General features: G+C 44.6%; 11 protein-coding genes. 7 read left to right on the top strand and 4 right to left on the bottom strand.

The window, feature by feature from the left end; translation table 11 throughout:
* Positions 1-33: 33 nt before the first annotated feature.
* The 4 genes from V3V99_11455 to V3V99_11440 form a co-directional block, all read right to left on the bottom strand.
* Positions 34-1647 carry a (Fe-S)-binding protein gene (locus tag V3V99_11455; GenBank protein ID MEE9443268.1) on the bottom strand — a complete coding sequence of 538 codons (1614 nt, stop codon included), beginning with the start codon at positions 1645-1647 and terminating at the stop codon, positions 34-36.
* Entirely contained in the window at positions 1640-2575 is a 936-nt protein-coding gene (locus tag V3V99_11450) for a respiratory nitrate reductase subunit gamma (GenBank protein MEE9443267.1), read from the bottom strand. The genes V3V99_11455 and V3V99_11450 overlap by 8 nt, the downstream gene beginning before the upstream one ends.
* A 57-nt stretch (positions 2576-2632) precedes the next feature.
* On the bottom strand, positions 2633-3157 hold the full coding sequence (locus V3V99_11445) for an Rrf2 family transcriptional regulator (protein MEE9443266.1): 525 nt from the start codon (positions 3155-3157) through the stop codon (positions 2633-2635).
* A gap of 232 nt (positions 3158-3389) precedes the next feature.
* Complete coding sequence (locus tag V3V99_11440; protein MEE9443265.1) at positions 3390-5543, bottom strand: thrombospondin type 3 repeat-containing protein; 2154 nt, start codon at positions 5541-5543, stop codon at positions 3390-3392.
* A 600-nt stretch (positions 5544-6143) separates the two neighbouring features.
* On the opposite strand from V3V99_11440, the gene V3V99_11435 reads away from it, so the two are divergent.
* From V3V99_11435 to V3V99_11405, 7 genes are all read left to right on the top strand, one after another.
* Positions 6144-6539, top strand: coding sequence for a CBS domain-containing protein (locus tag V3V99_11435; GenBank protein ID MEE9443264.1), 396 nt, complete (start codon positions 6144-6146; stop codon positions 6537-6539).
* A 367-nt stretch (positions 6540-6906) separates the two neighbouring features.
* Positions 6907-8655, top strand: coding sequence for a serine/threonine-protein kinase (locus V3V99_11430; protein MEE9443263.1), 1749 nt, complete (start codon positions 6907-6909; stop codon positions 8653-8655).
* An 84-nt stretch (positions 8656-8739) separates the two neighbouring features.
* Complete coding sequence (locus V3V99_11425; GenBank protein ID MEE9443262.1) at positions 8740-9792, top strand: CsgG/HfaB family protein; 1053 nt, start codon at positions 8740-8742, stop codon at positions 9790-9792.
* 34 nt (positions 9793-9826) lie between these two features.
* Positions 9827-11158, top strand: a complete 1332-nt coding sequence (locus V3V99_11420) for a tetratricopeptide repeat protein (protein MEE9443261.1) — start codon at positions 9827-9829, stop codon at positions 11156-11158.
* A complete protein-coding gene (locus V3V99_11415; protein MEE9443260.1) occupies positions 11145-12284 on the top strand; it encodes a hypothetical protein in 1140 nt (379 codons plus the stop codon). Before V3V99_11420 ends, V3V99_11415 begins: the two co-directional genes overlap by 14 nt.
* A gap of 12 nt (positions 12285-12296) precedes the next feature.
* A complete protein-coding gene (locus V3V99_11410) occupies positions 12297-13145 on the top strand; it encodes a hypothetical protein (protein ID MEE9443259.1) in 849 nt (282 codons plus the stop codon).
* 63 nt (positions 13146-13208) lie between these two features.
* Positions 13209-15185, top strand: coding sequence for a hypothetical protein (locus V3V99_11405; GenBank protein MEE9443258.1), 1977 nt, complete (start codon positions 13209-13211; stop codon positions 15183-15185).
* Positions 15186-15215 lie beyond the last annotated feature (30 nt).

Here is a 15215-nt window from a genome sequence, read left to right as displayed (position 1 = left end):
CGTTTAACCTTTTGACTAATTCGAACTCCAATTCTAACGCCAATCCCATTCAAGGAACGGCTCTTCGATTTCCGGCATAGCATTGACAATCAGCTCAACCAACCCGCCGTAGAGGATATTGCACCGGTCGAATAAACCATACGCCGCGAACATATCCCTCATTGCGCCCTTGCAATTAGAGCATGGCGCGCAAACATATTTCTTGTGTTCGGGTTCAATAATATCCTGAAAAACATCAAGAATCTGCCGCAATTTGGCGCGCCCCGAGACTATTTGCCGCCAATCCGGGAAGTTTAGATCCTGAGTGATGGCAAAACCGCTCCCCCCGCCACAACAATAGTTTTCGACTCCATGCGGTGTCATTTCGCGGAAATTGTTGCAGACCGCTTTGAGAACATCGCGCTGCGGCTGAACGATGCCCATCAAACGAACCATATTACAGGGATCATGAAGAGTGACGGTAATATCATCATTGCGCGATGGGTCGAGTTTCAATCGTCCGCTTTTGATTATATCCCGCAGTAAAGTCATTGAACTTTCACGGGGTATATTAAAATCGCCGGTCAAGACACGATCGGCAATGACCGTCAAGGCCTTATGAGCATGACCGCATTCCGCTATAACGATTTTCTTTACTCCCAGTTTCTTGGCGACTTCCACATGTCTGAGGGCCACCCGGGCGAATTGCATGTCATCGTACCAGGTGCCATAATTAACGCTGTCATACCCAATTGCTTCACTTGATAAAGTATAGTTAATTCCGGCTGCCTCGAGAATTATTGCGAAGGCTTCGGGATTTTCCGGCCAGGCCAAAAATTCTCCGGCATTATGAATAAGAAGGATATCAGCGCCTTCCTTATCCATCGGCCATTTGAATTTCATCCCGGCGCGCTCTTCAACCTCCTCTTCGAGAAATTCAATATTATCAAGGTAAGCTACGGTTGACATGCCCGTACTGGAACCAACTTTTAGCTGCTGCATGGAGCCTTTCTCGTGAAGCGGAGTAACGGTGATGCCCATCTCCTGGCTGAAAATTTTTCTCAGTTCACGAGTCACCAATCCGTTATCAGCCCCGATAGGACAAGTTTGCGCGCAACGCCGGCATATCGTGCAGCGATAACACAACTCCATCAAACGGGCCACCATCGTCCAGCTGGCATTAATATCATTGCCCGATAATTTGGCGAATATCTTGCCACCGCTTTTGACATATTTTTTATACAAACGCCGCATTATATCCGATCTGAAGGTCGGACGATAAATCTCCTCCTGTCCCGATTCGTTAAAAATGGGGCAAGCCGACGCGCAGGTTTGGCATTTGACGCAGTACTCCATCGTAAGAAACAGCGGTTGTAAAAAGGTCCAGTTATTCTCTTTTTGGAATAGTTTCTGAAGACCTGCCAAAAACTTCTCGACCAACTCCTGCTTTTCTTCCTCGGTTTCCGGTCGAGGAAATTTGAAGGCCGTCACGCCGTCCAGATCACATTCCAGCCTTTCTTTCTTTTCCGGAGCCAGCTCATTAAATTTTGGTTCCAGTTCAAGCTTGTCATATGGCGGCGGTAATGGCAAAAATCTCGATTGATCGAGTTTGACAAGCTGCCCCTCTTTACTTTCAAAATCTTTTATTGATACTTTCGATTTAGCCATTGTCCTTTTTCTCCTCGGTCGGATTCGTGGTTGCCACTTCGGCCCAGGTCGAACCTGCCTTGATATGAGAGGCCGACCAACTGACGCGATATCCCAGAGCGTTTATAATTGATTTTTCTATTTTACTGCCCCGAGTATTAGGCGAATCTTCCCAGCGAATTTTATGGTATGTAAAATATTTGCTAAAGACATGCGTCATGTGCGTAAACGGATAATAGAATAACAACGCTCCCAGAGCCCAGAGATGAGTCTCAAGAGCCGGCGGCATTACTCCCGCCGGAGAAAACGTAATCAAACTTTGGGCATACGAACGCAGGTAAACGTATCCGCCGTCATACATCCAGCCTGCGATAAAACCGGTGATCAGGAACGCCAGCATAAACAGGAGATTGACATAATCCGACATTACCGACGGTCCGCGCAAATCATTCCTGAAAATACGCGACAGAAAAAGCCCGGTTCCGCCAATGATACTAAGCGCCCAGCCTGCCGTACCCAGTATATTTGTCAATGAATAAACGAAAGTGCCAATTCCCGTTGATTCGGATGATAGCGCATTTCCAGACAATCCCATCAAAGCTCCGATTAAAATCAGAACCAAAAACCCGATCAGGCAATACAGTCCAAAATGAAAGGGAAAAGAAAAAATCCATAAGGAGCGATTGTTCTTATATACCGAATGGACAAAAATGATTTCTTTGGCCATCTCTTTTAATTCACTAAAAAGTGAAACATCCCGGGGTTTGGTCCACCAGTCAATTTCTTCATAATACGACCCGCCATATTCACCCTTCCCTTTTTCATGGGGAATGGGATATAAATCCCACCTCAGATGAATCGGCATTCGCGCTATCCGTATCATTTTGATTAATACGACAAGCGCAAAAAAGGCAATGGCGATGTAATTAAACAATTGTAGTGCGTTCATATATCCCTCCAGATATTACCGCCCTTTTATATTCTTAATCCCACTTATTTCAAGCAATCACAATTCACTTCGTTCGGATGGACATCCGAACATATAAATATCTTTATTTTCCAACGCCAGGCTTTGCAAATGCAAATATGGCGAATCCGGATATTCGTCCTTAATCCGAGTTATCCAATCCCGGTCAACTAAATCAGCGAGAGTATATTGATCCAATATCTCCTGCACCTTGTCAGAAATCAGAGACCAGATCGTTCGAGTTTCACAAAACACGGCATTCAAACATACATCCGGATTGGCCACGCATTCGGTCGCGAATATCGGACCGTACACCGCCCTTATAACCTGTCGTAAAGTTATTTCACGAGCCGGCCGCGCCAACTGATAACCTCCGGCCCGTCCGGAAACTCCTATAACCAACCCATGATCTTTGAGAAGAATTATAAGCTGGCCCAAATATTTTTTCGATAAGCCCGTTACCTTTGCGATATTCTTCAATTGAACCAATGCGGTCTTTTGCTGTAAACGAGCCAATTCAACCATCATTCTTAAACCATATCGAGCCCGGGTTGGAAATTTCATTTCCGATAGCTCCAATTACCCAAAAACATTGTTTTAACTCAAAAACCTACTAAAATGATAGGTTTATTGGCCGAAAAAATCAAGTGAAATCTTTCACAAAGTATAAAATTATACGTTAATTGTCTGGGGTCTACAATATTCATTAAGTTATTATCGATTAATCCATTACGGTAACAGTCAAAAAAAGAGCCCTTTTTCAAGGGCTCGCAGAGTACTTCTTGTTGTTTGAATATCACCTACATTCACAAGGCCCCGGACCGCCTCTGAAAACCCGATTTATCAGCCAGACGGCATCGCCGATATTGACCCGGTCGTCACAGTTAACATTGCCTGCTTCAAGGGGTTCAGGAGCAGGTCCGCCTCTGAAAACCAGATTTATAAGCCAGACAGCGTCGCCAATATTCACATTCTCATCACCGTTTGCGTCACCGCAAATTACCACACAAACATCCCCAACTCCATCCCCATCACCATCGGCTTGATCGGGATTATATGTATTGGGACAGTTGTCACACTCATCGCCGACACCATCGACATCAACATCATCCTGATTCGGGTTAGGAACCGAAGGGCAGTTATCGACAGCCTCACTAATTCCGTCTTCGTCAGTATCTAAAAATATTCCGGCGAAGTGAATGAATTTACTGGTATCGGGATCGCCCTTCATTTGATATTCCCATACGGCAATGGTCCCGTATTCTGACAAATCCGAAGTACGGTATTCATTGACAACCTCATCGGTCTCGACATCGCTAATAGCCTGCGGTTCGGTCCAGGTTACTCCGGCATCGTGAGTTACAATCTGAAATAGGGTGTCGCCTCGGATAAACGTCCCCATATAAATATCCTCGGAAACATTTACGACTCGGGGAAATCGTTCGTCATCGGTGGAGGCGACGACAACGCTGGTCAGCATCGAGCCATGATCCCCGTCAGATCCCTCATTATACCAGCAGATAATATCCCGATCTTCAGAAGTACTATCCGAATAAAACTCACTCAGAATTACAATATTGCTGTCGCTGGCTGCAATCGAAGGGTGCATGACATGATCGGAAGCGTCTTCCATAGAATAAATATAAGCGTTGCTATAAGTAATGTCGTTCGGATCGCCGAATAAATCCCGACGAATAAATAATTGCCATTGACTGGCATCGGGATCATAAAAATCATAAACGGCATAAGAAAATTTGGATACCGGATCTATATCACAGGTCGTCGAGTTGCAACCGTCAAGCCAATACAGGCTTAACGTCCCCATATCCGGTCCGTCGGCCTGGTAAAATAAATGCGGACCGTCGGTCATACCGACATCATAAGTGGTTGTGCTGATAAATGAAATTACACCAAAGCGATATTGGCCGGGAGCTTGTGAAAATTCCTGTGAGCTTTCGCAGGCGATATCAGCCATTTTCATGTCTCTCCACCCCATAGACCCCCAGCTCCATGATGATAAACTCCATGTATTTATATCAGTCGAACTCTCGAAACTAACCAATAATATCGGAGCTCCGTTTTCTTCGCTCGACCCCGGAACCATGGTACCATAAAACTGAGAACCGTTGCCCCAGTAATCTACCGAAGGATAATAAAATTCACCGTTAAAAGCCCCGGCCGACGGAAAATTCATACCGGCGTCACTGGAGCCATACCAGAACACTGCTGTATCGGCAGCGTTTTCTTCCCAGCCAAAGATAATATCGGTTGTTCCGGAATAGGCCGCCGCCGGGTGCAGCATCGTTGAGTCGGTTAATTCCGGCGCGGTTTCATAAGAGCATTCGATCGTATATGCTCCCGGTCCCTCGCCCAATAATCTATCGCCGTCAACAATTATATAATAAGTACCACCGGCTTCAAGTGAAATATCCAGCAAAGCAGCGCGCGGAAGCCCGGTACAAATTGGATTAACCCGATTACAGGCGATTAAATTGCTCTCTGAGGTTTGATAAATCCAAAGCCTTGTAAAATAAGAGGAGTTACACGAGACGACATTGAGTAAGCCATTCACACTGGGAGTGAATGAATAAACAACATCTGCAAAATCCTGATCCGCTTCGCTGTTGCAACTCTCTTCGTAATCATCATTATATCCGGCCGTTGTACCCGTCCCGGTAAAAGGCATTGAATTAATGACGACCGCCGAGGCAATATTGTCACCTCCCTGAGTGACTTCTAACGCTCCCACCGCTTTGGCGCCCGGGCTTTTAATCTCTTTGCCCGTACTGGTTAGATTTACTGGCGCTGAAGGAAATAACATGGTTTGAGTTTTTCCCAAACGCAAATCTTTCGTCTTTTGCCGTGTCGCAGAGTCATTATCCGCATAAACGACATTGAGACATAAAATACCTAACGCGATCATTAAAATGATAATGGTAAGACGTTTCATATACAATCTCCGGTTGGGGCCGGAATTACTGGCCGCGATATTTTTATTAATCCGTAACGAGCAACGGATTTTGCCAATCGATATTGAGCAAAGCATATACCAATCTTCAAACCGTACGGCGGAAAAAACTAATTAGGTTGTTCGATTTTTGAACACCTATAAATAACAACGGATTTTCCCCCGGGGTGTTTTAAATTATTTGGGGAAAGCATTTAAGCTTAACGCATTCTTAAACATAACCGAAATTTAGATTGACGGCTATTGCCATTTTCAATAATCTTCGAATAAATCAGGAATTGCCCGCTTTGATATCCGATATATCTTAATCAACACAAACCTATTTCGGTGCACTCATTTGCACAAATTATTACCAGGGAAAACACAATTTATATCGCCGTCAATATTTTACACGTCATCATATGCAATAATATTCTATGAGAATCCGTATATATTTATAGCACTCTTGACGATACGGTTTACAGGAGACGTTAATATCGTGAAACGACTTGAATTAATGGTTCAATTGTGGTATATTGTATCGACAGGAATGGGTTAATTCGCTAATTATTAGGAAACATTTTTACCGATCGGGGGACTTTGATGCAGATTAAAGAACTATTAAAAAACAAGAAACCGCCCGTTACTATAAAACATCGTGATACCATTGAGTCGGCTATGAGAATATTAATCGACAATAAAATCGGCTCACTCATTGTTGTTGACGCTGATAAAAAGCCAATCGGAATAATTACCGAGCGGGATATCTTTCATCTTGCTTTTCGGTACCGGGGAGATATGATGGATATGCGCATCGGCGATCACATGAGCGGAAACCTGGTTATGGGCTCACCTGACGACGATATTGATAAAATCGCCGACCTGATTTCAGCCAATAAGATTCGGCATATCCCCATAATGGATAATGATGAGTTAACGGGTATAATTTCAATTAGAGATATTGTGCAGGCGCGGGCGGAGAGTATTATCGCCGATTAAATAATAAAAGGACGAGAAATCTTAAAAAGGCGGTACCCGAAAAGTCCGCTTTTTCTATTTTTGTCGAATAGAAGTTACCTCCATCATCTTAAATGATTCTTGGTCAGGTTGAATGAGCCCTTGATAATCGGCCATAGCCTTTTTCTGCTCTTCACCTAATTTATCTCAGGCTGCGTAAGCGTGCAGAGCCGTTATAAGTAAAGCTGCCAGCATCAAGGCCGAAATAAATCGCGCGGCTGAATTCATCAGACTTCCTCCAATTTGATCATTATCTGATTATTGGAATACACTAACAGAAGATTCAAAACTTGGTTCCCCATTTTTTTATTATTATTGCCTGCCATTTTTTAAATCCGTATATTTTTGCATGACGGAAAAAATCGGAAATTATAAATTATTGAAAAAAATCGGCGCGGGTGGCATGGCCCAGGTCTATCTGGCTGTTCACCAGGATGTTCCTAACCTGAAAGTGGTGTTAAAAGTCCTCTCTGATCCGCGCCTCGTCGAACGATTCAAACAGGAAGCCGATAAACTGGCTCTTCTCGATGGCTACGGCCACATCTGTCAGATTAAGCATTTCTTCAATCACGGTGACGATATTGTTATCGCCATGGAATACATTGACGGCGTTACCCTTGAAGATATGATTAAGGAGAGGGAGCGCCTCGAACCCCAGCAAGCCATCCAGATCATCTGCGGCGTATTGGAAACCCTCGAATTCGCTCACAATAAAGGTATCTTCCACCGCGATATAAAACCGGGCAATATCATGATTGATAGGAACGGCCAGGTCAAAATCATTGATTTCGGGATTGCCAAGGGCGAAAGCGATCCCAACCTGACCGTGGCCGGAAGCTCCTGTGGCACTCCAACCTATATGCCTCCCGAACAATTCAATCCGACCAAAGATATAGATTATGCCAAGGCCGATATCTACGCCGTGGGAACAACTTTGTATTTTATGCTCACCGGGAAATTGCCCTTCACCGGTGACAATGCCTTCGCTTTGCGCGACGCCAAGTTATTTAATGATCCCAAACAGCCGCGGCATATCGTGAACGAAATCTCTCGTGAGCTCAACACCATTGTTATGAAATCAATCAGTCGGGAACCGCAGGACAGGTACGCTTCGGTCGGCCAGATGCGCGAAGCTCTTGAAAAACTGCTGACCAACGCGCCTGTAAAAGATAAAATTCCGGTCGCGCAGCCCCAACCGCAAGTATCTCCGATCACATCATCGAAAAAAATCATGACGAAAAAGAAAAACAATCCCGTCATTATTTCCGGCATTTCAATTATTATCCTCGCGGCAATCACCTATTTCGTTTTTTGGAGTGGCGACGATTCACGTTCTATCAATCCGCCCGGATTGGTATCCCCCGGAAATAACGATACTCTTATGACAGCATTGCCGGATTTTACCTGGACTCCGGCAACAGGCGCATCAACATACAGATTGGAAATTGGCGATGACGCCGATTTTATATCGTCGCAAAACATCCCTGAATTAACCGACAACCGATACACTCCCAATATCGATATGGCGGATGGATTATACTATTGGAGAGTAAAATCTGTTGATGCCGATGGGAATCAGAGCGAATATTCGCGGGCCCGGATATTTTATATAGAAACGATTGAAGACAAAATTATCGAGAACGGTTATCTTAGATTGAGCGTTAATCCATCCGGCGACATATATATCGATGACGAGCTTCAAGCTCGCGATCAAAAATCATTCACCGCTGAATTACCGGAAGGCCCATATACGATAAAAGTCGAAAACAGCCGCAGTCGGCAAAAGAGATTTAGCGAAAAAATTGAAATCCCGGCCAATGATACAATTGTAAAATCTTTTGCGTTTACGTTTCCGCCGCAGCGTCCCGCCAAAGAATACGGAGAAGTCCGGATCGGATCCAAACCGATAATCGGCGCTCTCGTATTTATTGACGGTACTCCACAGGAGCGGCGAACCAATAATACATTTAGAATGGAAGTCGGGCGACACATAATCAAGGCTGTTTTGGTCCTCAATGACCGGGAGCTCGAAAAAACAGATACAGTTTTTGTTGAAAAAGGCGGATCACATAAGCTAATTTTCGATTTTGAGGAATAGAAAATCGAATCTGAATTTGTGCTCGAAAAACGGGAATTTTCCGTAAGGATAAAAATAAAAAATATACAGGTGGAGGTATCTTTCATGTTAACCAAATATCCACTTCATAAAACCATCTTCTTTTTACTCGTGCCATTGCTAATATTATCTCTTCCAGCCATTGCATCGGCGCAGGATGAAGTGACAGTATCTGATCGTCTCAGCGATGCCATAACGTACTATACTGATCTGGAGTTCGATAAAGGCATCGCGGTCGCCAATGAGCTTTTGGCTTCGGGGAACCTGGAACCCAAAGACAGTATCGCTGTTTACGCGGTCTCAAGCTTATTAACGTTCGGAAAAGGCGAAAACTTCATTAAGGAATCTTTTTCGCTTCTTGACAAAATGGCTAATATCGGCCCCTGCAAAATTCATCTCCCCTACGAGTTCTGGCCGCAGCAGCTTCGCGATCATTGGTATAAGATTCTCAAGGCACGCGATATGATGATCTGCCCCGAAGAAGGCGACGGTAAAATCAGAACAATCGCTATAATGGAATTCGATAATTACTCGGTCGGAAAATATCAGGAGGAACTCGGCTTTATAACCAAAGGTCTGGCTGATTTCTTTGAGGCTGATTTTGGTAAAATCAGTGATCTCAAAGTCGTCGAACGGGATAAAATTGAATATATCCTGAAGGAATTGGAATTGAGCAAATCCGGCATGGTTGAAACCTCAACTGCTGTCCGTGTCGGCAAGATGCTGGGAGCCCAGATGATGATCTTCGGGAGCATTACTCAACTCGACAAAAATAACTCCAAAATGTTGATTAAAGCCGTTAAAGTGGAAACCTCAGAGATCATAACGACGGTTGAACGCGAAGGCAAGCCGGATTACTTCGCCATGCAAAAAGAACTGGTTAAGGAACTGGCCGAAAAGCTGGATATCGAGCTGAATGACGAAACGATTAATCTCCTCGATGAAAGCGGTACCGCATCCTACGACGCCGCGACTTTGTATTCCCGCGGTCTGTATTACATGGATAAGTATGACTATAAGCAAGCCTATGAATTTTTCCGGCAGGCGTACGAGAAGGATAATACTTTCACCGAGGCCAAGCGCAAAATGGATATCTATCGCCCCCTCGCCTCGGGTTAATTTGGATTGTTGCCATTAAAAGCATGAGGTAATTATGGTACGAAAAATATTACTGGCGCTTCTCATCCTGGCCGTTACGGGTTGTTCGCAAAGCCTGTACATGCAGGGACGGCATCTGGCCGATGAGGGTCGGTATGATCAGGCCGTTGAACTTTTATATCAGGAAATAAAAATAAATCCCCAAAGCGCCGAGGCCTGGCGAGAGTTGGGCGTTGTTTTCTATAAAAAGAACGATCTGATCAAATCCGAAGAAGCATTGTCCCAGGCCAATAGCATAAAACCGATGGCGAGGACAAATCTCTATCTGGGTTTGATTCATGAAAGCCGGGAGGATTTTCCAAAAGCGATCCAATCTTACCGAGCCGCCATGGGATTGGATCCAGGCTCATCCATCGAGAAAAAAATACGAATTCGTTTTGATGGCTTGATCGCAAAAAATATCCAACGCGAAGTATCCGCCGCAATAAACAACGAAGCCGGAATCAAAGCCGATACGATACCGAACAACACCATCGCGGTTGTGGATTTCGACAATACTTATCTTTCTGCAGAATTGGCGCCAATCAGTAAAGGCCTGGCGGAATTAACCGCCGTTGACCTGGCCAAAATAGGTAGTCTGAAAGTAGTCGACCGCCTGAAAATTGATGCCATCATGAACGAGATAAAAATGGCCGAATCGGGTTATGTCGATCCCGCCATGGCACCTCGAGTTGGCCGACTTGTCGGCAGCAATCGCATCGTAACCGGATCATTAGTCGGATTGGGGGATGAAGTTATCCGCATGGACGGAGTCGTCGTCAATACCGGCGACAGTTCATCGCAAGTAACCAATCCGACCGAAGGGGATATCCAAAAAATATTCGAAGTCCAGAAAGATTTTGTATTCAAAGTCATAGACAATATCGGTATTACGTTAACCGCCGAAGAACGCGACGCGATAGAGGAGATTCCGACCGAATCGTATCTGGCCTTTATGGCTTATTGCCGGGGATTGGATTACCGGAGCCAGGGATTAAATCAGGAAGCTCAACGAGAATTTCGCAATGCTCTCAAAAATGATCCCGGATTTAACCAGGCCCGAGATGAAGGAGACGCGGTCAACCGGGCCATTTCAACCGATGCGTCCACATCGGCTTCGTTTGATCAATTTGAAGCCGATATTGTCGCCGCGTCCGATCAGGAACAAACTGTATCCGGCGCGGATAATCTGCAAAATTTGAATTTGACTAAAAACGGCTTCATGCGCGACGACGGACGTTTCGGCTCAACGACAGATTCACCGTTGAGAATTGATGACCGCACAACTGAAATAATTGTCAGATATGGAACCGTTATTATTCGGGGGATTCTCGATGCAAACTGGTAAAATAATCTTAGCAGTTATAATATGCGCCATTCTAATTGGCAACATTCAGACTGCATCCGCCCAAATTGTATACGGTCAATCGGCCTCAGTCAAGGCGCGAATGACCTATACCAATTGGAGTGTTGATTACGAAAATGGCAATAGTCTTACCGTTAACCAATTTATGATTCCTGTAAACGGTTTTTTACCCCTTCGGGACAACTGGGAACTGCGTTATCATGCCGCTAGTATATCCGGTGGAGTTGAATTGAATGACGGAACCGAAAACAGCCTTTCCGGTCTTGGCGACCTTCGTTTGATGGTAAATCATTCCCTTTCTGACGATAGGTTTCTATTCAGTCTCGGATTAAATCTTCCCACTGGAAAGAAAAAATTAAACCTTGGCGAAGAATTGATCGTGATGAATCTCCTATCCCTAAATTATCTATCATTTCCGGTGCGGCGCCTGGGCGAAGGGATGGGAGTAAATCTCCTTTTCGGTGGAGCGGCCTCCAACGGTGTGTCACGACTTGGAGGAACGATTTCTTATCAATATCTCGGAGAATATAATCCTTTTGATAGTCTTGGCGACTATGATCCCGGCGATATGATTAGCCTGTCAGCCAACGGCGACACTAAAAAAGGGAATACCGTTTTTTCGGCGTCAATGACATTTTCTCTTTTCTCCGCCGATAAAGCCGATGGGCAGAAACTAAGAAAACCTTCAAGCCAATTTGAAATTTCAACGGGATTTGAAACGCATAAGCCAAAATACAGCTATTTGGGAAATGTTGCTTTACTCCTGAGGGGTCGAATAACAAATTATGACAATAATGAAGAAGTGTTTGAGCAATTGCGCCTTTATGGAAATGAATTTTTCATAAATACCGCTCTGGTTTATCACCCCGATAAATTATGGTCTTTCACACCACTCGTACAATTGAGAGTAATCGGAAACAATGAATTTGAAGATGACAATAAGCAAGGAAGTTCCGCGATTTTTGGATTTGGTGGAGAGTACGCACGAAATATTGGCGAAGGCGTTGATTTTAATACTGGAGTGACTTACTTCACCGGCGATGCCGATGGCGCCAAAATTAAACTGAGTGGATTTCAAATAACCGGTGGTCTTATCGCCGCCTTTTAAAAGAGAAAAACTATGCGGAAATTTACGTCTTATAAAAAACTGATACTTCTGGCTTGTTTAGGCCTCATTGTATATTGGATAGGCGGTTGTTCTGAAAGAATTACTAACACGAATAATGCCGAATACACAGCCGTTAGTATCAATACAAAAATTCCATCCTCAAAACTATCGGCTCTCGTGACACATGGTCTTTTGGCGGTCAATGCCCGCGATATAGATTCGACTCTGGTCGATACTTTGGAATATATCGACGGTTTTATGATAGGTGAGATCATTGTCCCAGCCGGTTCCGATAGGACTTTTACAATTCAGGTCTATGATGCTACCAATCAGCCTTTGTATTACGGCTCAGCCGTAACTGATATACTACCCGATAGCGCTATTGAACTACCTATCGAACTCCGCCCTTTCGGGTCCATGCTCAACTTTACGCCTCATTACAGTGAAGTTGTTATGGGCGATAGCGTTATAATAGATATAAATCTGTTTAACATCCCCGATCTTGGTAGTATTTCCATTGACCTTATGGTAACGCAAACCGGTCCGATGGAAATCATGTATACAACCAGAGGCATAACTCTTTGTGATAGCTGCGATGTCTGGCACGAGGGCACGGCGATCGGAGCCTGGATCAGGTATGATACCAGCCAGGTAGTCTGGTCATTAACTGATAACGTTAATGGCGACGCCCAGTTGGCTCGCTCTATATTTCGTACTTATGCCGATTGGCAGTTTGATACAGCCACAGTAAAAATCACCGCTGTAATTCAGAGCATGTATGGCAATTCCGATCAAGGCCCCATCCCTGTCAACTCGGTATATGTTGACGAATCTGAAATATTCCTTATATTTCCTCAGTAGGCGCTGAATGTCCATCGGGCGCCCAAATCAGCCAATCCGGTAATTCCCGGCGGGAGGTTTCAGGTGAAATCACGGGGTGTAAAGAACGCGGCGATTGGTTGGGGGATTGTTGTTCTATTATTATTTTTAAATCTGGGCTGTTCGGATAAAATTATAAATCACGATAATACTCTTTATCTAAAAATCTCATTTGGATATAAGCCTAATCATGCCGCCGCTTTCAATCCCGATTTTTACAGGTTAACGGTCAGCGGTAACGATTTTGAACCTATTGAAGTTATAATAACCCCTCTTGAAGGCGTCCTGGAATGCCAGGTCGAAGTCCCCGCCGGGCCTCAAAGACATTTTTTACTCGAAGGATTAACCCTTGACGGCCGCGTTATCTATCGTGGCGAAACCGTCTCAGATGTCACCGAAAACAGTGCCATTAATCTCGATATTCAAATGTATCCTGCCATACCGATGCTTAACATTACGCCGCGTTATACTAATATCTTAATGGGGGAACCGTTTACCGTCGACGTTCAGGCATATAAACTGAAGAACCTGTCAACCATATCGTTCAGTCTTGATTTTGCCGGGACGGATGGATTGGTTATTCCGGATTCGGTAATCCTTAAGGCCAACGCCAATACCGATACGCGACTTTTATCTGAATATTCCGCCACATCTGTTGCGATAAACATCCTGCAGGGTACTACCCCTGTTTCACTCACAGATACATCAGGATATGGCACTTTGGTAACATTTTATTTTCGAACTCATTCGGCGACGGCCTTAACCTCTGATGTCGCGGTTATGTCCCTTCAATTATATCAGGCAACTGAGCTTATCGGTGACTCGATTGCAATTGCCGACATCGCCGTTGACGGCGCCCTGATTGAACTATTCCGAGATATCCCGACCGGCGATGATACCCTCACTAACATAATCTGGCAAACGACCTTCGGCAAATCAGGAGAAAATTGGGGCAATAGCATCGGTCAAAATCAAGACGGTTCCTTCACAATCGTCGGGCAAACGCTTGCCAGTGCGGGCGGTATTCTGCCTTCTTCTCAGAATTGGGATATCTATTTAATTAATATCGACTCAACCGGTCGACCTCTTCTGGAAAAAACCATTGGAGGTTCAGGTAACGACGGCGGCTATGATTTGATTATCGAATCCGATGGAGTAGTCATAACCGGTTGGACAAGTTCATTTGGCAATGGCGGCGTCGATGCCTATCTGTTAAAAGTCAATGCTCACGGTCTGGTTGTCTGGCAAAATAGTTTTGGCTATACTAAAAATGACCGTAGTAATTCCATCATCCCGACCAATACCGTAGGATATTTACTGACGGGACAAGCCAATCGTTATTCCGTTCATGGAAGCGATATTTATATTATTAAAACTAGTCAAAACGGAACATCGATTTGGGAAAAAACAATTCATCTCAATGATTATGATGAAGGTATGTCGGCCATTCCGGCTTCAGACAATGGCTATATAATAACGGGAGTTACCGGATCACAACAAACCGGCGATTTCGATATTTATGCCGCAAAAATAAGCGAACAGGGAGATATCATCTGGGAAAACACTTATGGCGGCGATATGCGTGATTGGATAAAATCAATAATTGCCGCTCCGGATGGTGGATATTTATTATGCGGTTACACCTTTTCTTACGGCGTCGGAAGCTGCGACATTTATCTTATCAAGATAAACGAGGCAGGCGACTTCGTTTGGCAAAAGACTTATGGCGGAGCCGGATATGATTACGGCAGTTCAATCATAACCGCCGGAGACGGCGGGTATCTCATCGGCGGCGCGACCGGTTCGGAAGGTGCAGGCAACAGCGACGCCTGCCTTCTCAAAATAGATGAGGCCGGCAACCAAGTACTTTTTACGACCTTTGGCGGCCGCGGTAATGACGAAGCCTTCGATATATTGAATCTTCCCGAAAACAAAATTATAATAGTTGGCGCCACGGAATCTTTTGGCTCGGGCGGATATGACGCCTATGTAGTCAAAGCTGAAATCGAAATTGTCCAATAAAAAAAGGCGGCCATTCGGACCGCCTTATCG

The organism is Candidatus Zixiibacteriota bacterium (assembly GCA_036480375.1).
Taxonomy (GTDB): domain Bacteria; phylum Zixibacteria; class MSB-5A5; order GN15; family JAAZOE01; genus JAZGGI01.
This window is presented reverse-complemented; position numbering and strand designations above follow the sequence as displayed.

Bases quoted from the DNA above. Each gene is read 5' to 3' on its own strand.
- V3V99_11410 (MEE9443259.1), top strand. From the start codon at position 12,297: ATGCGGAAATTTACGTCTTATAAAAAACTGATACTTCTGGCTTGTTTA.
- V3V99_11430 (MEE9443263.1), top strand. From the start codon at position 6,907: ATGACGGAAAAAATCGGAAATTATAAATTATTGAAAAAAATCGGCGCG.
- V3V99_11425 (MEE9443262.1), top strand. From the start codon at position 8,740: ATGTTAACCAAATATCCACTTCATAAAACCATCTTCTTTTTACTCGTG.
- V3V99_11445 (MEE9443266.1), bottom strand. From the start codon at position 3,157: ATGAAATTTCCAACCCGGGCTCGATATGGTTTAAGAATGATGGTTGAA.
- V3V99_11450 (MEE9443267.1), bottom strand. From the start codon at position 2,575: ATGAACGCACTACAATTGTTTAATTACATCGCCATTGCCTTTTTTGCG.
- V3V99_11440 (MEE9443265.1), bottom strand. From the start codon at position 5,543: ATGAAACGTCTTACCATTATCATTTTAATGATCGCGTTAGGTATTTTA.
- V3V99_11420 (MEE9443261.1), top strand. From the start codon at position 9,827: ATGGTACGAAAAATATTACTGGCGCTTCTCATCCTGGCCGTTACGGGT.
- V3V99_11435 (MEE9443264.1), top strand. From the start codon at position 6,144: ATGCAGATTAAAGAACTATTAAAAAACAAGAAACCGCCCGTTACTATA.
- V3V99_11415 (MEE9443260.1), top strand. From the start codon at position 11,145: ATGCAAACTGGTAAAATAATCTTAGCAGTTATAATATGCGCCATTCTA.
- V3V99_11455 (MEE9443268.1), bottom strand. From the start codon at position 1,647: ATGGCTAAATCGAAAGTATCAATAAAAGATTTTGAAAGTAAAGAGGGG.